The sequence below is a fragment of the Microbacterium enclense genome (assembly GCF_004022425.1).
GTDB classification, from domain to species: domain Bacteria; phylum Actinomycetota; class Actinomycetes; order Actinomycetales; family Microbacteriaceae; genus Microbacterium; species Microbacterium enclense_A.
Genome location: NZ_RBZY01000038.1, coordinates 1 through 23,172, shown reverse-complemented (window position 1 = coordinate 23,172; position 23,172 = coordinate 1). Strand labels below are relative to the sequence as shown.

Annotated in this window: 36 protein-coding genes and 1 pseudogene; 3 read left to right on the top strand and 34 right to left on the bottom strand. The window is 67.4% G+C overall.

What is annotated here, in order from left to right:
- The first annotated feature begins 93 nt into the window (after nucleotides 1-93).
- A complete protein-coding gene (locus D8Y23_RS11220; RefSeq protein WP_128218213.1) occupies nucleotides 94-1,761 on the top strand; it encodes a sensor histidine kinase in 1,668 nt (555 codons plus the stop codon).
- Nucleotides 1,758-2,876: a diguanylate cyclase gene (locus tag D8Y23_RS11215; protein ID WP_128218212.1), complete on the top strand. Its 1,119-nt coding sequence runs from the start codon at nucleotides 1,758-1,760 to the stop codon at nucleotides 2,874-2,876. The genes D8Y23_RS11220 and D8Y23_RS11215 overlap by 4 nt, the downstream gene beginning before the upstream one ends.
- Here D8Y23_RS11215 and D8Y23_RS11210 read toward each other — a convergent pair whose 3' ends face one another.
- A complete protein-coding gene (locus tag D8Y23_RS11210) occupies nucleotides 2,877-3,512 on the bottom strand; it encodes a hypothetical protein (protein ID WP_128218211.1) in 636 nt (211 codons plus the stop codon). It lies immediately after the preceding gene.
- Nucleotides 3,513-3,818: 306 nt separating this feature from the next.
- Here D8Y23_RS11210 and D8Y23_RS11205 point away from each other — a divergent pair, with 306 nt between their 5' ends.
- The gene (locus tag D8Y23_RS11205; RefSeq protein WP_128218210.1) at nucleotides 3,819-4,076 is read left to right on the top strand and encodes a hypothetical protein; all 258 of its coding nucleotides are present in this window, start codon (nucleotides 3,819-3,821) and stop codon (nucleotides 4,074-4,076) included.
- Between the two features lie 46 nt (nucleotides 4,077-4,122).
- Here the strand turns inward: D8Y23_RS11205 and D8Y23_RS11200 are convergent, their stop codons facing one another.
- The 33 genes and pseudogenes from D8Y23_RS11200 to D8Y23_RS17310 form a co-directional block, all read right to left on the bottom strand.
- Nucleotides 4,123-4,824 (bottom strand): endonuclease/exonuclease/phosphatase family protein, encoded by a 702-nt coding sequence (locus tag D8Y23_RS11200; protein ID WP_128218209.1) that lies wholly within the window; start codon nucleotides 4,822-4,824, stop codon nucleotides 4,123-4,125.
- Nucleotides 4,825-4,879: 55 nt separating this feature from the next.
- Nucleotides 4,880-5,737: a tRNA pseudouridine(38-40) synthase TruA gene (truA, locus tag D8Y23_RS11195; RefSeq protein WP_128218208.1), complete on the bottom strand. Its 858-nt coding sequence runs from the start codon at nucleotides 5,735-5,737 to the stop codon at nucleotides 4,880-4,882.
- An 80-nt stretch (nucleotides 5,738-5,817) separates the two neighbouring features.
- Entirely contained in the window at nucleotides 5,818-6,378 is a 561-nt protein-coding gene (gene rplQ / locus D8Y23_RS11190) for a 50S ribosomal protein L17 (protein WP_128218207.1), read from the bottom strand.
- A gap of 42 nt (nucleotides 6,379-6,420) precedes the next feature.
- A complete protein-coding gene (locus tag D8Y23_RS11185; RefSeq protein ID WP_022879045.1) occupies nucleotides 6,421-7,410 on the bottom strand; it encodes a DNA-directed RNA polymerase subunit alpha in 990 nt (329 codons plus the stop codon).
- A 175-nt stretch (nucleotides 7,411-7,585) separates the two neighbouring features.
- Nucleotides 7,586-7,984 carry a 30S ribosomal protein S11 gene (rpsK, locus tag D8Y23_RS11180; RefSeq protein WP_013583990.1) on the bottom strand — a complete coding sequence of 133 codons (399 nt, stop codon included), beginning with the start codon at nucleotides 7,982-7,984 and terminating at the stop codon, nucleotides 7,586-7,588.
- 34 nt (nucleotides 7,985-8,018) lie between these two features.
- Nucleotides 8,019-8,393 (bottom strand): 30S ribosomal protein S13, encoded by a 375-nt coding sequence (gene rpsM / locus D8Y23_RS11175; RefSeq protein WP_128218206.1) that lies wholly within the window; start codon nucleotides 8,391-8,393, stop codon nucleotides 8,019-8,021.
- A gap of 155 nt (nucleotides 8,394-8,548) precedes the next feature.
- Nucleotides 8,549-8,665, bottom strand: coding sequence for a 50S ribosomal protein L36 (rpmJ, locus tag D8Y23_RS11170; protein ID WP_005050492.1), 117 nt, complete (start codon nucleotides 8,663-8,665; stop codon nucleotides 8,549-8,551).
- A 61-nt stretch (nucleotides 8,666-8,726) separates the two neighbouring features.
- The gene (gene infA / locus D8Y23_RS11165; RefSeq protein ID WP_013583992.1) at nucleotides 8,727-8,948 is read right to left on the bottom strand and encodes a translation initiation factor IF-1; all 222 of its coding nucleotides are present in this window, start codon (nucleotides 8,946-8,948) and stop codon (nucleotides 8,727-8,729) included.
- A gap of 138 nt (nucleotides 8,949-9,086) precedes the next feature.
- A complete protein-coding gene (locus tag D8Y23_RS11160; RefSeq protein ID WP_128218205.1) occupies nucleotides 9,087-9,788 on the bottom strand; it encodes a DsbA family protein in 702 nt (233 codons plus the stop codon).
- Nucleotides 9,788-10,627 carry a type I methionyl aminopeptidase gene (gene map / locus D8Y23_RS11155; RefSeq protein ID WP_128218204.1) on the bottom strand — a complete coding sequence of 280 codons (840 nt, stop codon included), beginning with the start codon at nucleotides 10,625-10,627 and terminating at the stop codon, nucleotides 9,788-9,790. Before map ends, D8Y23_RS11160 begins: the two co-directional genes overlap by 1 nt.
- A 1-nt stretch (nucleotide 10,628) precedes the next feature.
- Entirely contained in the window at nucleotides 10,629-11,219 is a 591-nt protein-coding gene (locus D8Y23_RS11150) for an adenylate kinase (RefSeq protein WP_128218203.1), read from the bottom strand.
- Entirely contained in the window at nucleotides 11,216-12,538 is a 1,323-nt protein-coding gene (gene secY, locus D8Y23_RS11145) for a preprotein translocase subunit SecY (protein WP_128218202.1), read from the bottom strand. The genes D8Y23_RS11150 and secY overlap by 4 nt, the downstream gene beginning before the upstream one ends.
- A 108-nt stretch (nucleotides 12,539-12,646) precedes the next feature.
- A complete protein-coding gene (gene rplO / locus D8Y23_RS11140; RefSeq protein WP_128218201.1) occupies nucleotides 12,647-13,183 on the bottom strand; it encodes a 50S ribosomal protein L15 in 537 nt (178 codons plus the stop codon).
- The gene (gene rpmD / locus D8Y23_RS11135) at nucleotides 13,183-13,368 is read right to left on the bottom strand and encodes a 50S ribosomal protein L30 (RefSeq protein WP_013583998.1); all 186 of its coding nucleotides are present in this window, start codon (nucleotides 13,366-13,368) and stop codon (nucleotides 13,183-13,185) included. The genes rplO and rpmD overlap by 1 nt, the downstream gene beginning before the upstream one ends.
- Nucleotides 13,368-14,048 (bottom strand): 30S ribosomal protein S5, encoded by a 681-nt coding sequence (rpsE, locus tag D8Y23_RS11130; protein ID WP_128218200.1) that lies wholly within the window; start codon nucleotides 14,046-14,048, stop codon nucleotides 13,368-13,370. The genes rpmD and rpsE overlap by 1 nt, the downstream gene beginning before the upstream one ends.
- A complete protein-coding gene (rplR, locus tag D8Y23_RS11125) occupies nucleotides 14,045-14,404 on the bottom strand; it encodes a 50S ribosomal protein L18 (protein WP_022877830.1) in 360 nt (119 codons plus the stop codon). The genes rpsE and rplR overlap by 4 nt, the downstream gene beginning before the upstream one ends.
- A gap of 2 nt (nucleotides 14,405-14,406) precedes the next feature.
- Complete coding sequence (gene rplF, locus D8Y23_RS11120) at nucleotides 14,407-14,943, bottom strand: 50S ribosomal protein L6 (protein WP_128218199.1); 537 nt, start codon at nucleotides 14,941-14,943, stop codon at nucleotides 14,407-14,409.
- 6 nt (nucleotides 14,944-14,949) lie between these two features.
- A complete protein-coding gene (rpsH, locus tag D8Y23_RS11115) occupies nucleotides 14,950-15,348 on the bottom strand; it encodes a 30S ribosomal protein S8 (protein WP_128218198.1) in 399 nt (132 codons plus the stop codon).
- A 92-nt stretch (nucleotides 15,349-15,440) separates the two neighbouring features.
- Nucleotides 15,441-16,031 (bottom strand): 50S ribosomal protein L5, encoded by a 591-nt coding sequence (gene rplE, locus D8Y23_RS11110; protein ID WP_076491310.1) that lies wholly within the window; start codon nucleotides 16,029-16,031, stop codon nucleotides 15,441-15,443.
- A gap of 2 nt (nucleotides 16,032-16,033) precedes the next feature.
- The gene (rplX, locus tag D8Y23_RS11105) at nucleotides 16,034-16,393 is read right to left on the bottom strand and encodes a 50S ribosomal protein L24 (protein WP_063256603.1); all 360 of its coding nucleotides are present in this window, start codon (nucleotides 16,391-16,393) and stop codon (nucleotides 16,034-16,036) included.
- A gap of 2 nt (nucleotides 16,394-16,395) precedes the next feature.
- The gene (gene rplN / locus D8Y23_RS11100; RefSeq protein WP_013584005.1) at nucleotides 16,396-16,764 is read right to left on the bottom strand and encodes a 50S ribosomal protein L14; all 369 of its coding nucleotides are present in this window, start codon (nucleotides 16,762-16,764) and stop codon (nucleotides 16,396-16,398) included.
- A 34-nt stretch (nucleotides 16,765-16,798) separates the two neighbouring features.
- Nucleotides 16,799-17,131, bottom strand: a complete 333-nt coding sequence (rpsQ, locus tag D8Y23_RS11095) for a 30S ribosomal protein S17 (RefSeq protein WP_022877835.1) — start codon at nucleotides 17,129-17,131, stop codon at nucleotides 16,799-16,801.
- A complete protein-coding gene (gene rpmC, locus D8Y23_RS17220; protein WP_128218197.1) occupies nucleotides 17,131-17,442 on the bottom strand; it encodes a 50S ribosomal protein L29 in 312 nt (103 codons plus the stop codon). Before rpmC ends, rpsQ begins: the two co-directional genes overlap by 1 nt.
- Entirely contained in the window at nucleotides 17,442-17,861 is a 420-nt protein-coding gene (gene rplP / locus D8Y23_RS11085) for a 50S ribosomal protein L16 (protein ID WP_077049577.1), read from the bottom strand. Before rplP ends, rpmC begins: the two co-directional genes overlap by 1 nt.
- Nucleotides 17,861-18,619, bottom strand: coding sequence for a 30S ribosomal protein S3 (rpsC, locus tag D8Y23_RS11080; protein WP_058230882.1), 759 nt, complete (start codon nucleotides 18,617-18,619; stop codon nucleotides 17,861-17,863). Before rpsC ends, rplP begins: the two co-directional genes overlap by 1 nt.
- A complete protein-coding gene (gene rplV / locus D8Y23_RS11075; protein WP_058623970.1) occupies nucleotides 18,619-19,017 on the bottom strand; it encodes a 50S ribosomal protein L22 in 399 nt (132 codons plus the stop codon). The genes rpsC and rplV overlap by 1 nt, the downstream gene beginning before the upstream one ends.
- 22 nt (nucleotides 19,018-19,039) lie before the next feature.
- Nucleotides 19,040-19,321 carry a 30S ribosomal protein S19 gene (gene rpsS / locus D8Y23_RS11070; protein ID WP_013584011.1) on the bottom strand — a complete coding sequence of 94 codons (282 nt, stop codon included), beginning with the start codon at nucleotides 19,319-19,321 and terminating at the stop codon, nucleotides 19,040-19,042.
- A gap of 12 nt (nucleotides 19,322-19,333) precedes the next feature.
- Nucleotides 19,334-20,173, bottom strand: a complete 840-nt coding sequence (gene rplB, locus D8Y23_RS11065) for a 50S ribosomal protein L2 (protein WP_077049578.1) — start codon at nucleotides 20,171-20,173, stop codon at nucleotides 19,334-19,336.
- Nucleotides 20,174-20,197: 24 nt separating this feature from the next.
- Nucleotides 20,198-20,497: a 50S ribosomal protein L23 gene (gene rplW / locus D8Y23_RS11060; protein WP_128218196.1), complete on the bottom strand. Its 300-nt coding sequence runs from the start codon at nucleotides 20,495-20,497 to the stop codon at nucleotides 20,198-20,200.
- Nucleotides 20,494-21,156 (bottom strand): 50S ribosomal protein L4, encoded by a 663-nt coding sequence (gene rplD, locus D8Y23_RS11055; RefSeq protein WP_128218195.1) that lies wholly within the window; start codon nucleotides 21,154-21,156, stop codon nucleotides 20,494-20,496. The genes rplW and rplD overlap by 4 nt, the downstream gene beginning before the upstream one ends.
- A gap of 4 nt (nucleotides 21,157-21,160) precedes the next feature.
- Nucleotides 21,161-21,820, bottom strand: coding sequence for a 50S ribosomal protein L3 (gene rplC / locus D8Y23_RS11050; RefSeq protein ID WP_128218194.1), 660 nt, complete (start codon nucleotides 21,818-21,820; stop codon nucleotides 21,161-21,163).
- An 8-nt stretch (nucleotides 21,821-21,828) separates the two neighbouring features.
- Nucleotides 21,829-22,137, bottom strand: a complete 309-nt coding sequence (gene rpsJ, locus D8Y23_RS11045; RefSeq protein WP_013584016.1) for a 30S ribosomal protein S10 — start codon at nucleotides 22,135-22,137, stop codon at nucleotides 21,829-21,831.
- Between the two features lie 756 nt (nucleotides 22,138-22,893).
- A pseudogene (locus D8Y23_RS17310) lies at nucleotides 22,894-23,172 on the bottom strand (sugar phosphate nucleotidyltransferase); the annotation flags it as partial.

Here is a 23,172-nt window from a genome sequence, read left to right as displayed (position 1 = left end):
CTGACCGGACGACGCGACGACGAAGACGCGAAAGGGCGAGCAGAGACAGGATGGCGCGCAGAAGACTACACCATCGTCTATACACTCGATGGCATGGCAGCCGTGAGGAGCGTTCCGCCGGCCTCGTCGCCGGTCGCCTCCGACAGCGACGACGCCAGCGGGCCCAGCAGCCGCACGCGGTCCGTCTGGCTGCTGCAACTCGTGCTCGGCGCCAGCGTGGTGATCACCGTCCTCCTGGTCCAGGCGCTCGAGCCGTCGCTGTTCGCGGTGTGGACGTTCTCAACCGGCGTCGGCGTCGTCATCGCGCTGACCGCGGTGGCGATCATGGTGCCGTGGCACCGGCTGCCCCGTAACGCGGTCGCCCTCATCCCGTTCGGCGACATCATCGGCATCGGGCTGTTGAGCTTCGGTACCGACCTGCGTTTCGGCTTCTTCTGGGTGTTCCCGATCACGTGGATCGCCACCCATTTCGTCCTCAGCATGATGATCGCCTCACTCGCGACCGTGGGTGTGATCATCGTGGCCGATGCGTCGGTGAACGGCGCAGGTCCCGCCACGGCCCTCCGGCTCATCGTGGTGCTGCTGTCGCTGACGTTCATCGCGATCACCGCCTACCTGTCGTCACGCCAGACCCGCGCGTTCAAACAGCTTCTCCGGCGTCAAGCCACGCGGCTGCAAGGCACCCTGCAGAGGGTCACGGGTCAGGAGCGTCGCGTGTCGCAGATGCTCAACGGGTTGGACACGGGGATCGCCCGCCTATCGGTCGACGGCGAGGTCCTGGCGCTCAACGACACCTACGTGAATCTGTACGGCATCGAGCGCGACGAGCCGTCGCGACCCGGCGGTGCCGTCGAGTACGCGACCCTGCGCGGCGAGCCGCTCCCCGATTCCGAGCGGCCGTTCGCCCGGGCCGCCCGCGGGGAGCAGTTCGAGGACGAACGCGTGTGGCTCTTCGACGCGCAAGGCGACTGGCACGCTCTGTCCGCGTCCACTCGACGGCTGGTGTCCTCCGACGAACCGGAGAGCACCCTCCTGATCGTGCACGACATCACCGCGCTCATCGAAGCCGAGCGTGCCCGCGAGAGGCTGGCGGCGACGGTGTCTCACGAGCTGCGCAACCCCCTCACCGCGATCATCGGTCACGCCGACCTGGCGCTGGACGCGCCGGACCTCGCCCCCAAGGTGCGCGAGCAGCTGGAGGTGATCGCGGGTGCCGGCGAGCGCATGCAGACGCTCATCTCCGAGATCCTCGCCAATTCGCGCGGGGTGTTCCGCGAGGAGAGGACGGCGTCGACGGCGGATGCCAGCCGCATCATCGCCTCGTCGCTCGAATCGTTCCGTCCGGCCGCCGCTGCACGCCGCGTCAGCGTCAGCGACGATCTGCCCGCGTCGGCCGAGGTCGTGGGCGACGGCTTCCGCCTCCGGCAGGCGTTCGACAACATCCTGAGCAACGCCATCAAGTACACCCCCGGCGGCGGGAGCGTGCGGGTGTCGGGCACCGTCTACGACGACCACGTCGAACTCGTCTTCGCCGACACGGGGATCGGCATCCATCCCGAAGATCTGCCGCGGATCTTCGACCCGTACTTCCGGGCGCGGGCTGCCCGCGAGAGCCCCACACCCGGAACGGGGCTGGGCATGGGGATCGTCCGCAGCATCGTCGAGGAGCAGGGCGGTTCACTCGAGCTCGAGAGCGAGGTCGGCACGGGCACCACCGTCACCGTGCGCCTCTCCTCGCGGTCGGGGGCGGCCGACGGATGACACCCCAGGAGACGCTCGCCAATCTCGGGCTCGCACAGGCGACGGTCGCCACTCTCGCCACGGTGATGGTCGTCGGCCTCGGGTTCCTCCACCGCCCGTCGCGCGCCTCCCTGCTGTGGTCCCTCGCCTTCGTGCTGGCGATGTCGAGCACCTGGGTGTCCGTCGCGGGCTCGGTCATCGGTGACGAGGCCGTCCGCCGCGCGGGTCTCGGGCTCATGCTCGGTGCGCCGGCACTCATCTGGTCGGGCTTCCGCGCCCGCCGTAACGTCCCCGGCCTGCCGTGGATCGCGGTCGTGCAGTCCCTCGCGACCACGGTGGCCTTCGTTCTGGCGGTCGACCTTCAGGTCTACGGGATGACGTTCCGGGTGGGGTTCCTCGGCGCGGCGGTCTTCGCGGGTCTCACCATCGCCGAGATCCGCCGGGCCGCCGACCGGCTGGAGCGGCTGGCGCTGCCCCTGACGGTCGTCTCGGCGGGGTTCGTCGCCGTCGCGCTCGGGATCGTCGTGGCGGGCCTCGCCCTGCCATCGAATGCGCAAGACCTTCAGCTCCCCCGGATCGTGAACGGTCTGGCGATGCTGATCTACCTGGTGTGCGCGACGGTGAGCGTTCTCTACTTCACCTCGGTGTCGCCGGTGGGAATGAGCGCCGCGAATTCCTGGCCGCAGTTCTCGGTCGCGGCGGCGGACCGTCTCGCCCGCGCCCGCCGCGGGCACGAGAGCTCCTGGGCTGCGTTGGCGATCCGCCTCGATGATCCGGACCAGATCCGGAGCACGGTCGGCGAGAACAGCTGGAACCGGATCGTCACCGCGTTCGAGACCGTGGTCGCCGACGCGCTGCCCGCCGAGGCCGACCTCGGTCGGCCCGCGCGCGGCCGGATGGTCGCGGTCGTGTGCCGCCCGGGACCCGTCCTGCGCGAACACGTGCGGACGCTCCTCCGCCGCGTCACGGAGATCGACGCCGAAGAGTGGTCGGACGTCCAGCTGTCCGCCAGCATCGGCTGGGTGCCGGCCGAATCCGCGGGCTACGACTTCACCGATCTCGTCCAGCGCGCCGAGAGTGCGGCGCTCACGGCGACACGTCTGGGTGGCGACCGCTGGGAGCGCGTGAGCCCCTGATCAATCGGCGGGCGTCGCGGCGGCACCCGCGATGGCGACGGTGATCGTCTCGCTCGCCGTCTGCTTCGCGAACTCGCTCGACGTGGGCGTCGTCTGCAGGAGGAACTCGTACGTGAACTGCAGCGTCACGAACGTCGCCTCGGCGGGCACTTCGCCGACGTTGAACGTCTGAGAGTAGCTGTACGGCGACAGGACCAGGTACCCGGGCGGGTTCGCCTGATCGGTCTGCGGCGCCAGGGGTGAGAACGACTGCGTGGCGTTGCCCGGGACCGCGGTCATGGTCGCCCGCTGGAGGTACACCTTCTGACCGTCGTCCGGGGTCACGGTCGTGACCATCGAGATGCTGACCGGCTTCAGCGCGGTCGGCGACCACCGGTCCATGGGCAGCGTCGACCAGTAGTTCACCGTCGCGGCGATGGCGCCGGCGGTGACCGACTTCTCGGTCGACCCGCTGGACAGGTCGTTGGGGATCGGAGCCGGCACCGGGACTACGGATGCGGAGGGCACCGGGGCCGGGGCCGTCGAACCTCCGCCCTGCGCCCACGGCGGCGCACCGCACCCCGCGAGCGCGAGCAGCATCGCTCCCGCGCCGATCACACCCAGCGCGGTACGGCCGAAGCGCACCCGATCCCCCATGAGGCCTCCTGTGGTCTTCCGTCGAGTCTAGGCGGCGGCGGCCACCCGGGCCCCGGACCGTGGTCTCCCCCCGCCGGGTCGTCTCGTGACCATGTGGCCTCGACGCCGAACGACCGGGCGCGCCGATGGCGGGTCGCCGCACGGCGACGACACCGACCCTTTACGCAATCGAAACCCCGACGGGTGGCGCGTCGCGCGGGGATGCGGGATAGTCGAGGAGGTGGCCGTCGCGCTGGGGGCGTGATCGCCACCGGCCGTTGCACGTGGCGTGCTCGGACTTCTGTCCTCGATGCAAGTGGGTGCCGCATGACGTACACGTTGGTCCGCTCCCTCGCCACCGCCGCGCTCGTGGCGGGCGCCGCGCTGGCCCTGCCTGCGACCGCCGGCGCGGCCACGTCCGACCCGCCGGGGAACGCGGACACGCACGCCTCGGCGAGCCTCATCGGCGGGACGGCTGCTCCGGTGCTAGGTTTCTGGATCGGTGGCGGCACTCTCGCCCTGGCCGGCGGTGCCATCGCCGTCGGCACCACGGTGCGCCGGCACCGTCACGCCCTCGACGCCTGAGCCGAGACCCCCGATCCGTCGCGGAGCAGGACGGCGGGGGACGACGTCACTCCGCCGTCGTTGCGACCGTGGGAGGGGTGGCCGTGACCTGCGCCGTGATGAGGATCGGCAGATGGTCGCTCAGCCCCTGGGGCAGGGTACGGATGTGCGCGATGTCCCATCCGATCGACGTCGCGAAGTCGTAGTGCCCCTTGAAGAAGCGGTATCGGGTGTAGGTACGCGAGTCGCTGAGAGTGAGCTCGTACCCCTGGTCGCGCACCGCCTGACCGAGGTTCTCCTTGAACACGGGGTAGTTGTAGTCGCCCACCATCAGGGCAGGGAGACCGGGCCCGAGAGCCTGCAGCTCGGTGAGCGCCGTGCGGATCTGGTGACGGCGGAGAGAGTTCAATGCCGTCAGAGGCGCAGCGTGGAAGGACGCCACGATGATCTCGTGGCCGTCGTCGATGTCGCGGAGCCGGACGCCCAGCATCCGTTCCTCGGCGGGTTTCAAGACGTAGTCGTGGAGAGACTTCTTCAAGGCGATGGCCCGAATCTCCACCGCACGAAACGTGTTCTCCCGGTAGTACACGGCAAGGCCGAGACGGTTGCGCTGTGTCGCCTCGGCCAGGCGGAGTCCCGAGATCTCCGCCGGGATATCTCGCGTGTCGCACTCCTGGAGACACAGCACATCGGCCGAGTGGGCATCGACGAGAGCGGCGAGTTCGCCCGCCGCGCGGTGCTTGCGCAAGTTGTACGAGATGACCTTCATGACGAAGCCAGCCTAGGACGACGTACCCCGCAGCCCCCCGAGGGTTGCGAAACGCTCAGGAACCGATGTCGTCGGCGTCGCGGCGGTTCCGCGTCTGTTCAGCACGGGATGCCAACAGCTCGACGGCGGGGTAGCCCACCTCGGCCAGCACGAGACCGCGCGCGGCGAGGACTTTCGTATCCGGGAGCCGAGCTACGGCGTCTCGGATCGCCACCACACGGTCGACGTCGATCCGGCCCTCGCCCACGGCCACGCACGCACCGACGAGAGCGCGCACCATGCTGTGGCAGAACGCGTCGGCGCGAACGTGGGCGATCAGCGTCCCCACGGCGTCACGACGCCAGTCGTACTCCAGCAGCGTCCGGATGGTCGTGGCCTCTTCACGCGCCTTGCAGTAGGCGGCGAAGTCATGGAGGCCGATGAGGCTTCGAGCAGCGGCATCCATCGCCTCCACATCCAGCTGCGCCTTGACCGTCGTCGTCCGCGATCGTTCGAGGGGATCGTACCCGGTCTCGAGATCCGCGATGCGGTAGACGTAACGGCGCCAGACCGCCGAGAAGCGGGCGTCGAACCCGTCCGGGGCGCGGACGGTACGGCTCACCGTGACGTCGGGATAGGCCCCCAGGACGCCGCGGATCCGGCCGGCGAGAGCCGCGACTCCGTCCGGCTCGTCCCCCTCGCGTCGTCGACGCGGCAGGCGCGCGACCTGCTCCTCGTCGAGGTCGAGGTGTGCCACCTGGCCGGAGGCGTGGACCCCGGCATCCGTGCGTCCCGCGACCACCAAGCGAAGCTCGCCGCCGACGATGCGGGTCAGCGCGTCCTCGAGCACCCCCTGGACGGTCCGGAGTCCCGGCTGCCGCGCCCACCCACGGAAGTGCGTGCCGTCGTAGGCGATGTCGAGCCGGATACGCATTGATCCAGCCTAGGCGTAGCCCGCGGGAACGACGGTGGCCCTCTCCCGAGCGGGAGAGGGCCACCGTGCGAGGGAACGGATCACGCCTTGGCGTCGTCCTCGACCGCGTCCGCAGCGGCTGCCTCGGCAGCGGCGCCTTCCTCGGGCGACTCGGCGCCGGCGTCGGCGGCCTCGTCGGCGGCGGGGGTCTCGTCGGCGGCGGTCTCCTCGGCCGGAGCCTCTTCCGCGGCGGGGGCGGCAGCGGCGGCCGGGGCGGCCTTGGACGTCGACGGCTTCTTCGTGACGGGCTCGAGGACGAGCTCGATCACGGCCATGGGGGCGTTGTCGCCCTTGCGGTTGCCGACCTTGGTGATGCGGGTGTAGCCGCCATCGCGGTCCGCCACCAGGGGGGCGATCTCGGTGAAGAGGGTGTGCACGACCTCCTTGTCACCGATCACCGACAGGACGCGACGACGGGCGTGGAGGTCACCCCGCTTCGCGAACGTGATGAGGCGCTCCGCGAGCGGACGCAGGCGCTTGGCCTTGGTCTCGGTCGTCTTGATCGACTTGTGGGTGTACAGGGCCGCCGCGAGGTTCGCGAGAAGCAGGCGCTCGTGGGCCGGGCCGCCGCCGAGGCGGGGACCCTTCGTGGGCTTGGGCATGTCGTATTACTCCAGTAGGAAGGTTCGGTCGGGTCCGACGGGTCAGACGGTCTCGTCGTCGTAGCCGCCGAAGAACTGAGCGCCGTCGAAACCGGGCACCGAGTCCTTGAGCGACAGGCCGAGGGAGGTGAGCTTGTCGCGCACCTCGTCGACCGACTTCTGACCGAAGTTGCGGATGTTCATCAGCTGGGTCTCGGAGAGGGCGACCAACTCCGACACGGTGTTGATGCCCTCGCGCTTGAGGCAGTTGTACGAACGCACCGAGAGGTCGAGGTCTTCGATCGGCATCGACAGCTCGTTCGAGAGGACCGTCTCGACCGGCGCGGGGCCGATCTCGATGCCCTCGGCCTCGACGTTCAGCTCACGGGCGAGACCGAACAGCTCGGTGAGCGTACGACCGGCGGACGCGACGGCGTCGCGCGGCGCGATGGACGGCTTCGACTCGACGTCCAGGACGAGCTTGTCGAAGTCGGTGCGCTCACCTGCGCGCGTCGCGTCGACGCGGTAGCTGACCTTGAGGACCGGCGAGTAGATCGAGTCGATCGGGATCTGACCGGCCTCGGCGTACTCGTTGCGGTTCTGGGTCGCCGAGACGTAGCCGCGGCCGCGCTCGATCGTGAGCTCGAGCTCGAACTTCGCCGTGTCGTTGAGCGTGGCGATGACCAGCTCGGGGTTGTGCACCTCGACGCCCGCGGGAGCGGAGATGTCCGCCGCCGTGACCTCGCCGGCACCCGTCTTGCGCAGGTACGCGGTGATGGGCTCATCGCGCTCGCTCGAGACCACGAGCTGCTTGATGTTCAGGATGATCTCGGTGACGTCTTCCTTCACGCCCGGGATGGTGCTGAACTCGTGGAGGACGCCGTCGATACGGATGCTCGTGACGGCCGCGCCGGGGATCGACGACAGGAGGCTGCGACGCAGCGCGTTGCCGATCGTGTAACCGAAGCCGGGCTCGAGCGGCTCGATGACGAAACGGCTACGGAACTCCCCGATCTTCTCCTCGGTCAGAGTGGGACGCTGTGCGATGAGCACTATGTGTTCCTTTCGATCACGTGCCCGCTATATGACACGTGTAATGGGGTGAGGTGTTGAGTTGTACTCGCGGATGCCGCCGACCCGGGGGCCTGCGGCATCCGAAATGTCCGTGGGGGTGCGCGAGAGCGCGAGCGTTCCCGGGGAGTGACCAGCACTCCCCGGGAACGATGCGTCAGACGCGACGGCGCTTCGGCGGACGGCAGCCGTTGTGGGCCTGCGGCGTCACGTCCTGGATCGAGCCGACCTCGAGGCCGGCGGCCGTGAGCGAGCGGATCGCGGTCTCGCGACCCGAGCCGGGGCCCTTCACGAAGACGTCGACCTTCTTCACGCCGTGCTCCTGGGCCTGGCGGGCAGCGGACTCCGCTGCCATGCCGGCGGCATAGGGCGTCGACTTGCGCGAGCCCTTGAAGCCGACGCCGCCGGACGACGCCCAGCTGATGACGGCCCCGGAGGGATCGGTGATCGAAACGATGGTGTTGTTGAACGTCGACTTGATGTGGGCCTGACCCACGGCGATGTTCTTCTTCTCCTTGCGGCGCGGCTTGCGCGCAGCGGACTTGGCCTGTGCCATGTGCGGTTCTCCTGAATCCTGCGCCGGCGGAGGCCTAGCGCGCCTTCTTCTTGCCGGCGACGGTGCGCTTGGGGCCCTTGCGGGTACGCGCGTTCGTCTTCGTGCGCTGACCGCGCACGGGGAGGCCGCGGCGGTGGCGCAGGCCCTCGTAGGAACCGATCTCGACCTTGCGGCGGATGTCGGCGGCGACCTCGCGGCGAAGGTCACCCTCCACCTTGTAGGTGCCCTCGATGTGGTCGCGCAGGGCGACCAGCTGGTCGTCGGTGAGGTCCTTGACGCGGACGTCCGGGCTGATGCCGGTCGCGGTGAGGATCTCGGTGGAGCGGGTACGGCCCACGCCGTAGATGTAGGTAAGTGCGATCACCACGCGCTTGTCGCGCGGGATGTCGATGCCGGCGAGACGTGCCATGCGGCTCTCCTCAGAGTGTCGTGGAGGTGTGGAGCAGGATCGGTGCCCGGGCCTCCGCCCCGAGGTGTCCCCCGCAGTGCGGGTTCTGATCCTGCCGTTGAGTATTCAGTTGGAAATCGTTCGTCGAGTCGCCGCGGATCCGGGATCCGCGCGACTCAGCCCTGGCGCTGCTTGTGGCGCGGGTTGCTCTTGCAGATCACCATCACGCGCCCATGACGACGAATCACCTTGCAGTGGTCGCAGATGGGCTTGACGGAGGGGTTGACCTTCATGGGGTGTTTCCTGTTCGCTGTCTTCGACCCGCCGGAGCGGTTCGTTACTTCTCGGCCGGACTCAGCGGTAGCGGTAGACGATACGACCGCGGGTGAGGTCGTAGGGGCTCAACTCGACGACGACGCGGTCTTCGGGAATGATGCGGATGTAGTTCTGCCGCATCTTGCCCGAGATGGTGGCGAGCACCTTGTGACCGTTGGTCAGTTCGACACGGAACATCGCATTGGGCAGTGCTTCGGACACCGTGCCCTCGATCTCGATGACACCGTCTTTCTTCGCCATAAACTCGCTCACGCTCATTGCAGACCGGCCGGTCTGCGGTGGATGGGGATTTGGTGCTGCGACACGCCAAGGAAGGCGCAACGCACCAAAGATCAAGCATACGTGGTACGGCCGGATGCGGCAACTCGCCGCCTCACCTCATCCGTTGAGTCGGTCGACGATGTCCTTCTGCGGGTCGCCCGTCAGGTCGGTCTGGTTGACCAGCACCGTACCGTTGATGGCGATCGTCGGCGTCGCGATTCCCGACCCCGTCTGGGACGGCGTCTCTCTCGTCATCGCGGTGACGAACCTCGTGTAGGTGCCGTCGTCGATGCAGGAGGCCACGGCATCCGAGGCCCCGGCGTCCTTCGCGATGGTCGCGAGTGTCGCGTCGTCGAGGCCGGCGGTCTGCTCCCTGGGCTGCTGCGCATACATCGCCGTCACGAAGGCGGGGACGTTGGCGGGGTCATCCACGGCGACGCAGTACGCGGCATTGGCCGCTCGCGTCGAGTACTGCGTGCCCTGGGACTGCGCGTCCAGGATGGAGATCGGATGGATGTTGAGCGTGATGGTGCCCTCATCGGCCAACTGCTGCAGCGTCGGACCGTAGGCCTGCTCGAAGGAGTTGCAGATCGGGCACATGAAGTCGACGTACGTGTCGACGGTCTGGTCTCCCGAGCCGATGGAGATGGCGCCCGTCTCGGCGTTGACCGCGGAGGACTCGGGCACCGTTCCGGGCGAGGTCGCCTGACTGTTGGCGAACCAGACGACTCCGGCGATCACGAGGACGACGACCACCGCGGCCGCCGTCACCCCGATCGCGAACCAGTTCGGGGACTTGCGCGCCGCGGCCATCATCATCAGTCGATCTCCTTCGGCACCACACCGAAGGGTGCCAGTTTCTCCGCACCGCCGTCGGAAGCGGTGAGGACCCAGACCCCTCCATCGTGCACGGCGACGCTATGTTCCCAGTGAGAGCCGGCCGTGCCGTCGACCGTCGAGACCGTCCAGCCGTCGTCTTCGACGAATGTCGCCTGATCACCGATGACGACCATCGGCTCGATCGCGACGGCGAGTCCGGGGCGGACCTCGGCGCCGCGGTCGGGCACCCGGTAGTTGAAGACGCTCGGCGACTCGTGCATCTTGCGGCCGATCCCGTGTCCGACGTAATCACGCAGGATGCCGTATCCCTCGGCGGGCGCGTGGTCGTCGATGTACTGCTGGATCGCCGCACTCACCTCACCGAGATGGGACGCGCGGCTGAGCGCGGCGATTCCCGCCCAGAGCGAGCCTTCGGTGACCTCGGAGAGCCGGCGCCGCGGTGCGACGAGGTCTTCCGGGGCGTCACCCGGAACGACGACGGTGAACGCGGAATCGCCGTTCCAGCCGCGGAACTCCGCGCCCGCGTCGATCGAGAGCAGATCTCCCGCCTGCAGCGGTCTGTCGTTCGGGATGCCGTGCACCACCTGCTCGTTGACGGACGCGCAGATCGTGTGCCGGTAGCCCCGGACCATCTGAAAGTTCGAAACCGCGCCGCGTCCGGTGATCACACGGGACGCGGCCGCGTCGAGATCGAGCGTCGTGACCCCGGGCGCGATGAGCTCGCGCACCGCATCCAGCGCCGCGGCCGTGATTAGGCCCGGTTCGACCATCGCGCGCAGGTGCGCGGGCTTCTTGTAGATCGAGGAACGCAGGACCACGTCAGCGAGCCGGACGCACGCCGCGCGCCTCGAGGGCGGCGAAGATGCGCGCGGTGATCTCGTCGAGGTTCCCGACGCCGTCGATCTCATCGACGATGCCTCGGGTGCCGTACACGTCGAGGATCGGGGCGGTCTCGCGCTCGTAGATGGCGAGGCGCGTGGCGATCGCCTCCTCCGTGTCATCCGCACGGCCCTGCTCGGTCGCGCGCGCCGTCAGGCGAGCGAGCGACTCCTCGCGCGGGACGATCAGCGCGATGACGGCGTCCAGCTTCTCGTCACGACCCTCGAGGAACTCGTCGAGGTGCATGACCTGGGCGAGGTTGCGCGGGTAGCCGTCGAGGAGGAACCCCTCCGCGGCATCCGCCTGAGAGAGTCGGTCGCGCACGACAGCGCTGGTCAGCTCGTCGGGGACGAGATCTCCCGCGTCGATGATCGACTGCACCTGGAGACCCAGCTCCGTGCCCTCGGAGACGTTGGCGCGGAAGACATCACCGGTCGAGACGACCGGGATCCCGAGCGCCTCGCCGACGCGGACGCCCTGGGTGCCCTTGCCCGACCCCTGGGGTCCGACGATCAGAAGACGCGCGCTCATCGCAGAAGCCCCTCGTAGTGACGCTGCTGGAGCTGAGCGTCGATCTGCTTCACCGTCTCGAGGCCGACACCGACGATGATGAGGATCGATGCGCCGCCGAACGGGAAGTTCTGGTTGGCACCGACCGTCGCCAGCGCCACGAGCGGCAGCAGGGCGATGAGGCCGAGGTAGATGGAACCCGGCAACGTGATGCGCGTGAGGACGTAATCCAAGTACTCGGCCGTCGGACGACCCGCGCGGATGCCGGGGATGAACCCGCCGTACTTCTTCATGTTGTCGGCCACGTCGACCGGGTTGAACGTGATCGCGACGTAGAAGTACGTGAAGCCGACGATCAGCAGGAAGTACACCAGCATGTACAGCGGGTGGTCACCGCGCGTGAGGTACTGCGAGATCCAGGTCACCCAGCCGGCCGGCTCCTGGCCCGCCTGGGGCTGGTTGAACTGAGCGATCAGCGCCGGGATGTAGAGCAACGACGACGCGAAGATGACGGGCACGACGCCGGCCATGTTGACCTTGATCGGGATGTACGTGTTGGTTCCGCCGTAGGTGCGGCGCCCGACCATGCGCTTGGCGTACTGCACAGGGATGCGGCGCTGGGACTGTTCCACGAACACCACCAGCGCGACCACGACGATGCCGACCGCGAGGACCAGCAGGAAGATCTCGACGCCACGCGCGTTGAGGATCGACAGCATCGCGGCCGGGAACGTGGCCGCGATGGAGGTGAAGATCAGGATCGACATGCCGTTGCCGACACCACGCTCGGTGACGAGCTCCGCGAACCACATGACGAGACCCGTACCGGCGGTCATCGTGATGATCATGAGCAGCTGAGCCCACCAGATGTCGTTGGTGAGCAGCTGCTGGCACTCGGGAGCACCACCGGTGCCGAAGAGCTGACCGGAGCGCGCGACCGTGATCAGCGTCGTGGACTGCAGCAGGGCCAGCGCGATCGTGAGGTAGCGCGTGTACTGCGTCAGACGGGCCTGGCCGGCCTGACCCTCCTTGTACAGCGTCTCGAAGTGAGGGATCACCACGCGCAGCAGCTGCACGATGATCGTGGCCGTGATGTACGGCATGACGCCCAGCGCGAAGATCGACAGCTGAAGCAGCGCCCCACCGGAGAACAGGTTCACCAGCGACAGCAGGCCCTCCGTGCTCCCGGAGGCCGCCAGACAGCGCTGGACGTTCGGGAAATCGACGAAAGGCGTCGGCACGTGGGCACCCAGCCGGTAAATGGCGATGATGCCCAGCGTGAAGGCGATCTTCCGCCTCAGGTCGGGCGTGCGAAAAACCCGCGCGATGGCGCTGAACAAGGGGATTCCTCCAGAACGATCTCGGCGCGCGACCAGGCGCACACGGAATCAGACTAACCCAGAAGGGGCCGACGGCCACACGGCCGCCGGCCCCTTACGGGTGTGACGTCAGTTGATGGAGCCGCCGGCGGCGACGATCTTCTGCTCGGCGGAGCCGGAGACCTTGTCGACCGACACGTTCAGCGCGACCGAGATGTCGCCGGTGCCGAGCACCTTGACCTTCTCGTTCTTGCGCACGGCGCCCTTGGCCACCAGGTCGACGACGGTCACGTCGCCGCCCTGCGGGTAGAGCTCGGCCAGCTTGTCGAGGTTGACGACCTGGTACTCGACCCGGAAGGGGTTCTTGAAGCCACGGAGCTTGGGGGTGCGCATGTGCAGCGGCATCTGCCCACCCTCGAAGCCGACCTTGACCTGGTAACGGGCCTTCGTTCCCTTGGTACCACGACCGGCCGTCTTACCCTTCGAGCCCTCACCGCGACCCACACGGGTCTTGGCGGTGTGAGCGCCGGGGACGGGACGCAGGTGGTGCACCTTCAGCACGCCGGGGCGCGCCGCGGGAGCGGCATCCTTCTTGGCGGCCGTCTTGCGGGCCGGAGCCTTCTTCGGGGCGTCGACCGTAGCGGTCTCGTCCTTCTTGTCAGCCATTAGTCGATCTCCTCAACCTTGACGAGGTGGGCGACGGTCTTGACGTAACCGCGCGTCTGCGCGTCGTCGGGACGGACGACCGAGTCGCCGATCCGCTTGAGACCGAGCGAGCGCAGCGTGTCGCGCTGATTCTGCTTCTCGCTCACCTTGGACTTGATCTGCGTGACCTTCAGACGCTCGGCCATCAGGCACCTACCTTCTGAGCGGCGGCCTCGGCGCGCACGAGGCGGGCCGGGGCGACCTGGTCGAACTCCAGACCGCGGCGGGCGGCCACGGCGCGGGGCTCTTCGAGCGACTTCAGCGCCTCGACGGTCGCGTGCACGATGTTGATCGTGTTCGACGAGCCGAGCGACTTCGAGAGGACATCGTGGATGCCGGCGCACTCGAGGACGGCGCGGACGGGACCACCGGCGATAACACCGGTACCGGCGGCGGCGGGGCGCAGGAGCACCACACCGGCGGCAGCCTCACCCTGAACGGGGTGGGGAATGGTCGAGCCGGAGCGCGGGACGCGGAAGAAGTTGCGCTTGGCCTCTTCGACACCCTTCGAGATGGCGAGCGGAACTTCGCGGGCCTTGCCGTAGCCGACACCCACGACGCCGTTGCCATCGCCCACGACGACGAGCGCCGTGAAGCTGAAGCGACGACCACCCTTGACGACCTTCGAGACGCGGTTGATCGTCACGACGCGCTCGAGGAACTGGCTCTCGTTGCGGTCGCGCGACCCGCGGTCACGCTGGTTGGCGTTGCGCTCGCGACCTCCGCGGCGGGGCTCGCGCTCACGCTCGGCGGGTGCCTGGGACCCAGCCGCACCCTCAGTCGGTGCAGTCTGATCGGTCACTTCGGTCTCCTTGTTGTCACTCACAGGTTCAGCCCTCCTTCGCGGGCGCCTTCGGCGATCGCGGCGACACGACCGGCATAACGGTTACCACCGCGGTCGAACACGACGTCCGAGAAGCCGGCGGCCTTTGCGCGCTCGGCGACGAGCTCGCCGACCTTGCGGGCCTTGGCGGTCTTGTCACCGTCGAACGAACGCAGGTCGACCTCGAGCGTCGAGGCCGAGGCCACGGTGTGGCCCTTGCTGTCGTCGACCAGCTGGACGAAGACGTGGCGGGCCGAGCGCGTCACGACGAGACGGGGACGGAGCTCCGTACCCACGACCTTCTTGCGCAGACGAGCGTGGCGACGCGCGCGGGCGGCGGACTTTGTCTTGATAGCCATGGCTACTTACCACTCTTTCCGGCCTTGCGGCGCACAACCTCGCCCGCGTACCGCACACCCTTGCCCTTGTAGGGCTCGGGCTTGCGGATCTTGCGGATGTTGGCGGCGGCCTCGCCGACGGCCTGCTTGTCGATGCCGCTCACGGTCAGCTTGTTGTTGCCTTCGACCGTGAGGGTGATGCCCGCGGGCGGGTCGATGAGGACGGGGTGCGAGAAGCCGAGGGCGAACTCGACCGAGCTGCCCTTCTGCGCCACGCGGTAACCCGTGCCGACGACCTCGAGGCCCTTGGAGTAGCCCTGGGTGACACCGATGATGTTGTTGTTGATGAGCGTGCGGGTCAGGCCGTGGAGCGACCGCGACTCGCGCTCGTCGTCGGGGCGGGTGACGAGAACCTGGTTCTCCTCGACCGACACCTCGAGCGGGGATGCCACGGTGAGCACGAGCTCGCCCTTGGGGCCCTTGACGTTGACCTCCCGGCCGTTCACCGAAACGGTGACACCGGCGGGGATGTCGATGGGAAGACGTCCGATACGCGACATGTCAGATCACCACACGTAGGCGAGGACTTCCCCGCCGACGCCCTTCTGCTCGGCCTGACGGTCGGTGAGGAGACCGGAGGAGGTGGACAGGATGGCGACGCCCAGGCCGCCGAGGACCGTGGGGACCTCGGTGGACTTCGCGTACACGCGAAGACCGGGCTTCGACACGCGCTTGATGCCGGCGATCGACCGCTCGCGGTTCGGGCCGTACTTGAGCGTCATGGTGAGGGTCTGGCCGACGCGCGCGTCCGAAACGGACCACTCGGCGATGTAACCCTCCTGCTTGAGGATTTCGGCGATGTGGGTCTTGAGCTTGGAGCTCGGCAGCGACACGGAGTCGTGGTGCGCCGAGTTCGCGTTGCGCAGACGGGTCAGCATGTCTGCGACCGGGTCTGTCATCGTCATGTGTTGCTTCTTTCGATCATGAGGTTTCGACTGCCGTTACACGACAGGCGACCTTCGATGAGAGGCCCCCGGGATCCCGGGGGCCCGGGGGCTCAGGCCTGAGCGTCCGCCGACTGGAACGGGAAGCCGAGCTGACGCAGCAGCGAGCGGCCCTCGTCATCGGTCTTGGCGGTGGTGACGATGGTGATGTCGAAACCACGCACGCGGTCGATGCGGTCCTGATCGATCTCGTGGAACACGGACTGCTCCTGGAGACCGAAGGTGTAGTTGCCGTTGCCGTCGAACTGCTTGGCCGAGAGGCCGCGGAAGTCGCGGATACGGGGCAGCGCGAGGTTGACGAGGCGGTCGACGAACTCCCACGCACGGTCGCCACGGAGGGTGACGTGCGCACCGATGGCCTGACCCTCGCGCAGCTTGAACTGCGCGATGGACTTACGAGCCTTGGTGACGATGGGCTTCTGACCGGTGATCTTGGTGAGGTCCTCGACCGCACCATCGATCACCTTGCTGTCGCGAGCGGCCTCGCCGACACCGGTGTTCACGACGACCTTGACCAGACCGGGGATCTGCATGACGTTCGCGTAGCCGAACTCCTCCTGCAGGGCCTTCTTGATCTCGGTGTTGTACTTCTGCTTCAGGCGGGGCTGGATCTTGCCAGCCTCCACGGCAGTGTCGGTGCTCATATTCAGAGGTCCTTGCCTGACTTCTTCGCGTAACGCACGCGGACGGTGCGCTTGACGCCGTCCTTCACCTGCTCCTCGACGCGGTGGCCGACGCGGGTCGGCTTCTTGGTCGAGGGGTCGACGAGCGCGACGTTCGAGATGTGGATCGGGGCTTCGAACGTCTCGATGCCGCCGGTCTTGGTGCCGCGCTGGGACTGACCCACGCGGTTGTGCTTGGTGACGTAGTTCACGCCCTCGACGATGACGCGGTTCTGCTCGGTGAGGACCTCGAGGACCTTACCCTGCTTACCGCGGTCTCCGCCGCGCTCGGGCTTGGCGCCCGAGATGACCTGAACCAGGTCGCCCTTCTTGATCTTCGCCATGATCAAATGACCTCCGGGGCGAGCGAGACGATCTTCATGAACTTCTTGTCACGAAGCTCACGACCGACCGGTCCGAAGATGCGGGTGCCGCGGGGCTCCCCGTCGTTCTTCAGGATCACGGCGGCGTTCTCGTCGAACTTGATGTACGAGCCGTCGGGACGACGGGTCTGCTTGACCACGCGGACGACGACGGCCTTGACCACGTCGCCCTTCTTGACGTTTCCACCGGGGATCGCGTCCTTGACCGTGGCGACGATGACGTCGCCCAGGCCCGCGTACCGGCGGTTCGAGCCGCCGAGCACGCGAATGGTCAGCAGCTCCTTGGCGCCGGTGTTGTCGGCGACCTTCAGCCGGGATTCGTTCTGAATCACTTGTTACTCCTTGGGTTCCAAGCAGCCGCGAGGCTTACTTGGCCTTCTCGAGGATCTCGACCAGACGCCAGCGCTTGGTGGCGCTCAGCGGACGGGTCTCGTTGATGACGACCAGGTCGCCGATGCCGGCCGAGTTCGTCTCGTCGTGGGCCTTGACCTTCGACGTGCGGCGGATGACCTTGCCGTAGAGCGGGTGCTTCACGCGGTCCTCGACCTCGACGACGATCGTCTTGTCCATCTTGTCGCTGACGACATAGCCGCGACGCGCCTTGCGGTAACCGCGGGCGTTCTCGTCGCGCACGTCGTTCGCGGCGTGCTCGTGGCCGGCGACCTGCGCCTCGGCCTCTGCCTTCTTCGCGGTAGCCATTACTCCGCCTCTTCCTTCGCGGCGTCGTCAGCGGCATCCGCCTTCTTCGCCTTGGTCTTCTTCGCCTTCGTCGCCTCGACGGGCGCCGGGGTGGCGCGGATGCCGAGCTCGCGCTCACGGATCACGGTGTACAGCCGCGCGATGTCGCGCTTGACCGCACGGATGCGGCCGTGGCTCTCGAGCTGGCCGGTGGCCGACTGGAAGCGCAGGTTGAACAGCTCTTCCTTGGCCTTGCGCAGCTCCTCGACGAGGCGCTGGTCTTCGAACGTGTCGAGCTCGCTCGGGGCGAGCTGCTTGGTGCCGATCGCCATTACGCGTCGCCCTCCTCGCGCTTGATGATGCGTGCCTTCAGCGGCAGCTTGTGGATGGCACGGGTCAGTGCTTCACGAGCGAGTTCCTCGTTGACACCCGCGACCTCGAAGAGGACGCGGCCCGGCTTGACATTGGCAACCCACCACTCGGGGGAACCCTTACCGGAACCCATGCGGGTTTCGGCGGGCTTCTTGGTGAGCGGACGGTCGGGGTAGATGTTGATCCACACCTTTCCACCACGCTTGATGTGACGCGTCATCGCGATACGAGCGGACTCGATCTGACGGTTGGTCACGTAGGCGGGGGTCAGAGCCTGGATGCCGAACTCACCGAACGACACCTGCGTGCCACCGGTGGCCTGGCCCGAACGACCGGGGTGGTGCTGCTTGCGGTACTTGACCTTACGGGGGATGAGCATTACGCCGACGCTCCTTCTGCCACGGGGGCCTCATTGCGAGGGCCACGACGACGGTCGCCACCGCGGTCGTCACGACCGCGCGACTTCGGGGCGTTGGCCTGCTCGCGAGCGAGCTCCTTGTTGGTGAGATCGCCCTTGTAGATCCAGACCTTCACACCGATGCGGCCGAAGGTCGTCTTCGCCTCGTAGAAGCCGTAGTCGATGTTCGCGCGCAGGGTGTGCAGGGGCACACGGCCTTCGCGGTAGAACTCGGAGCGGCTCATCTCGGCGCCGCCGAGGCGGCCCGACACCTGGATGCGGACACCCTTGGCACCGGCGCGCTGAGCGCCCTGCAGACCCTTGCGCATCGCGCGGCGGAAGGCCACGCGGGCGGAGAGCTGCTCGGCGACGCCCTGGGCGACGAGCTGAGCGTCGGCCTCGGGGTTCTTGACCTCGAGGATGTTGAGCTGGATCTGCTTGCCGGTGAGCTTCTCGAGGTCGGCGCGGATGCGCTCGGCCTCGGCGCCGCGGCGACCGATCACGATGCCCGGGCGGGCGGTGTGGATGTCGACACGGACGCGGTCACGCGTGCGCTCGATCTCGATGTTGCTGACGCCCGCGCGGTCGAGCGAGGTGGTCAGCAGGCGACGGATCTTGATGTCCTCGGCGAGGTAGTCGGCGTAGCGCTGTCCGGGCTTCGTCGAGTCGGAGAACCACCGCGACACGTGGTCGGTGGTGATGCCGAGGCGGAAGCCGTACGGGTTGACCTTCTGTCCCATTACTTGCTCGCCTTCTTGTTGGCGCGAGCCGGGGCCGCAGCAGCGTCTTCCGGCGTCGCGAGCACGACCGTGATGTGGCTCGTGCGCTTCTTGATCTGGAAGGCGCGACCCTGTGCGCGGGGCTGGAAACGCTTCAGCGTCGTGCCCTCGTCGACGTACGCGTTCTTCACGTACAGGTCGGCGTCATCCAGGTACTCGTTCGTCTTGTCGGCGGTGACGCGAGCGTTCGCGATCGCCGAGGCGACGAGCTTGTAGATCGGCTCGCTCGCGCCCTGCGGCGCGAACTTCAGGATGGCGAGGGCCTCTTCGGCCTGCTTCCCCTTGATGAGCGCGACGACACGACGAGCCTTCTGAGGGGTCACGCGGATGTGTCGCACGCGTGCGATGGACTCCACCATTTCTCTCTCCTCCTCGGTCGCCTTAGCGGCGACGGCCCTTCTTGTCGTCCTTCACGTGGCCGCGGAAGGTGCGGGTGGGCGAGAACTCGCCCAGCTTGTGGCCGACCATGGTCTCGGTCACGAACACGGGGATGTGCTTGCGACCGTCGTGCACGGCGATGGTGTGTCCCAGCATGGCGGGGATGATCATCGAACGGCGCGACCAGGTCTTGATGACGTTCTTGGAACCGGCTTCGTTCTGCGAGACGACCTTGCGAAGCAGGTGCTCGTCGACGAAGGGGCCCTTCTTAAGGCTGCGAGGCATCTTCCTCTACTCCTACTTACGCTTCTTGCCGGCGGTGCGACGGCGGACGATCAGCTTGTCGCTTTCCTTGTTCGCGTGGCGGGTACGGCCCTCGGCCTTACCCCACGGCGAAACGGGGTGACGACCACCGGACGTCTTGCCCTCACCACCACCGTGCGGGTGGTCGACCGGGTTCATGGCGACACCACGCACGGTCGGGCGGACGCCCTTCCAGCGCTTGCGGCCGGCCTTGCCCCAGTTGATGTTGGACTGCTCGGCGTTGCCGACCTCGCCGATCGTCGCGCGGCAGCGGACGTCGACGTTGCGGATCTCGCCCGAGGGCAGACGCAGCTGCGCGTAAGGACCGTCCTTGGCGACCAGACGCACCGAGGCGCCGGCCGAACGGGCCATCTTCGCTCCTCCGCCGGGACGCAGCTCGATCGCGTGGATCACGGTACCGGTGGGGATGTTGCGCAGCGGCAGGTTGTTGCCGGGCTTGATGTCGGCGCCAGCACCGGACTCGATGACGTCGCCCTGCTGCAGCTTGTTCGGGGCGAGGATGTACCGCTTCTCGCCGTCCTTGTAGTGCAGGAGCGCGATGCGCGCGGTGCGGTTGGGGTCGTACTCGATGTGAGCGACCTTGGCGTCGATGCCGTCCTTGTCGTTACGACGGAAGTCGATCAGACGGTACTGACGCTTGTGACCGCCACCGATGTGACGCGTCGTGATGCGGCCCTGGTTGTTTCGACCACCGGTCTTCGACAGCGGGCGCAGCAGCGACTTCTCGGGCGTCGATCGGGTGATCTCGGCGAAGTCGGCCACCGACGAGCCGCGGCGACCGGGCGTCGTGGGCTTGTACTTGCGAATAGCCATTGTTGTTGTCCTCTATCCCGACCGTCAGCCGACTGCCGTGAAGATGTCGATGGTGCCCGACTTGAGGCTGACGATCGCGCGCTTGGTGTCCTTGCGCTTGCCGATGCCGAAGCGGGTGCGACGGGCCTTGCCCACGCGGTTGATCGTGTTGACCGAGGCCACCTTCACGCTGAAGATCTTCTCGATCGCGAGCTTGATCTCGGTCTTCGAGGCGCGGGGGTCCACGAGGAACGTGTACTTGCCCTCGTCGATGAGCGAGTAGCTCTTCTCGGAGACGACCGGCTTCAGGATGATGTCGCGCGGGTCCTTGTTGACGGCGGTCATGCCGAGACCTCCTCGGTGGTGCCGGACTTCGACGCGACGAACGCGTCGTAGGCGGCCTTGGTGAAGACAATGTCGTCGGAGACGAGCACGTCATAAGCGTTCAGCTGGCCGAAGGTCAGCACGTGGACGTACGCGAGGTTGCGCACGCTCTTGACGGTCAGCTCGTCGTCGCGGTCGATGACCACGAGCACGTTCTTGACCGCGCCGAAGGCGGTCAGCACCGAAGCCGCGGCCTTGGTGGACGGAGCACCCTCGATTCCGAAGGACTCCACGACGTGCAGACGCTCGCCGCGAGCACGGTCGCTCAGCGCACCCAGGAGGGCCGCGGCGATCATCTTCTTGGGCGTGCGCTGGCCGTAATCGCGGGGCTTCGGGCCGTGGACGATGCCACCACCGGTCATGTGCGGTGCGCGGATGGAACCCTGACGGGCGTTACCCGTGCCCTTCTGCTTGAAGGGCTTGCGACCGGCACCGGAGACCTCGCCACGACGCTTGGTCGAGTGCGTGCCCTGGCGGGCGGCGGCGCGCTGGGCGACGACGACCTGGTGGATCAGCGGGATGTTCGTCTTGACGTCGAAGATCGAGGCGGGCAGCTCCACGGAGCCGGCCTTGTTGCCGTCGGCCTTGCGAACGTCGAGCGCGAGAGTCGAGTCAGCCATGAGATCAGGCACCCTTCACTGCGTTGCGGACGTAGACGATGCGGCCGCGCGCACCGGGGACGGCGCCCTTGACGAGCAGCAGACCCTTCTCGGCGTCGACGGCGTGCACCGTGAGGTTGAGGACGGTCACGCGCTCGCCACCCATACGGCCGGCCATGCGCATGCCCTTGAAGACGCGGCTCGGGGTCGACGATGCGCCGATGGAGCCGGGCTTGCGGTGGTTGCGGTGCGCACCGTGCGAAGCGGAGACGCCCTTGAAGTTGTGGCGCTTCATGACACCCGCGGTGCCCTTGCCCTTGCTGGTGCCGACGACGTCGACCAGCTGGCCGGCCTCGAACAGGCCGTCAGCGGTGAGCTCCTGGCCGAGCGAGTAGTCAGCGGCATCCGCGGTGCGAACCTCGGTGAGGTGACGACGCGGGGTGACACCCGCGGCCTCGAAGTGGGCCGTCAGGGGCTTGTTCACCTTGCGGGGGTCGATCTGGCCGTAGCCGATCTGGACAGCGTTGTAGCCGTCCTTCTCGACCGAGCGGAGCTGGGTCACGACGTTCGGAGCGACCTCGATGACGGTGACGGGAACGAGCTTGCCGTTCTCGTCCCACACCTGGGTCATGCCGAGCTTGGTGCCGAGGAGGCCCTTGGAGATCTTGGAGTTGATGTCAGCCATGTCGAACCTCAGAGCTTGATCTCGATGTTGACATCGGCCGGGAGGTCGAGACGCATCAGCGAGTCGACGGCCTTGGGCGTCGGGTCGATGATGTCGATCAGGCGCTTGTGGGTGCGCATCTCGAAGTGCTCGCGGCTGTCCTTGTACTTGTGCGGCGACCGGATGACGCACACGACGTTCTTCTCGGTCGGCAGGGGGACCGGGCCCACCACGGTGGCACCGGCACGGGTCACGGTGTCGACGATCTTGCGCGCGGACGAGTCCAGTCCGGCGTGATCGTACGACTTCAGGCGAATGCGGATCTTCTGTCCCGCCATTGTCTGCTCACTCTCTTTCTCGCGTCTTACCCGACCAAGGGCATCGGACGCACGGTGGCGCTCTCGCGCCCTGGCACTTCCCCTCGCTTTCGCGAGAGATGCTGCACCGCTGTTCAGCTGTCAAACCGGATGCCATGGCATCCGGCCCGCCCCTTGCACGCACGCGTGCGAATCCTGTGAAGGAGGAGGGGTTTCGGTGTGTGTTCTGCTGCCCGCGGCCCAGGACCCTGCGCTGACGCGCCGCCTGTGCACTGCCGTGACAGTGATCCTGGCGCGCGCCGAGCGCACGCCGGAATGTGGAACCTGGATAGTCTACGGGCCGCTCGGGCGTGTCGCAAACCCGGGCGTGTCGCGCCCGGCATATCCTCAGCCCCCGCTCCTCAACGCGACGGCGCCGCCCCCCGTTCCCGGGGGCGGCGCCGTGTAGCGGAGGCGGGCGTCAGGCGTTGCCGACGTTCTTGTCGACGTTCTCGCGCACCTCGTCGACCTTGCCGTGGTGCTCGGTCGGGACGACCTTCTTGATCGCATCGGCCGCGCCGTCGAGGATCTTGTCGCTGACCTCTTCGGCCTTCTCGCTCTTCAATGCCTCCTCGATCTTGTCGCGGTTCTGATCGAGGAGCTGCTTGCCCTTGTTGATGATGTCGTCGACGCCCATGGCGAATCCTTTCCGCGCTGAAATCGGTGGCCGACCCTCGTCGGCCGAGGATTTCATTATCGCGGAGTCGTCGGCCTCGGTCAGCGTCCCTCGTGAATCAACCGNGGTGCGGTTGACGTCGGTGATCTCCAGCTCTCCGCGGGGGGAGGGGTGCAGGTGGCGGGCGATGTCGATGACGTCGTTGTCGTAGAAGTACAGGCCCGGGACGGCGTAGGTGCTTTTGGGTTGCGCGGGTTTTTCTTCGAGGGAGATCACGCGGCCGTCGCCGTCGAATTCGACGACGCCGTACGCGGTGGGATCGGCGACCTGGTAACCGAAGACGACCCCGCCGTCGAGTTCGGTGTACTGACGTAGGCGGGTGCCCATGCCCTGGCCGTAGA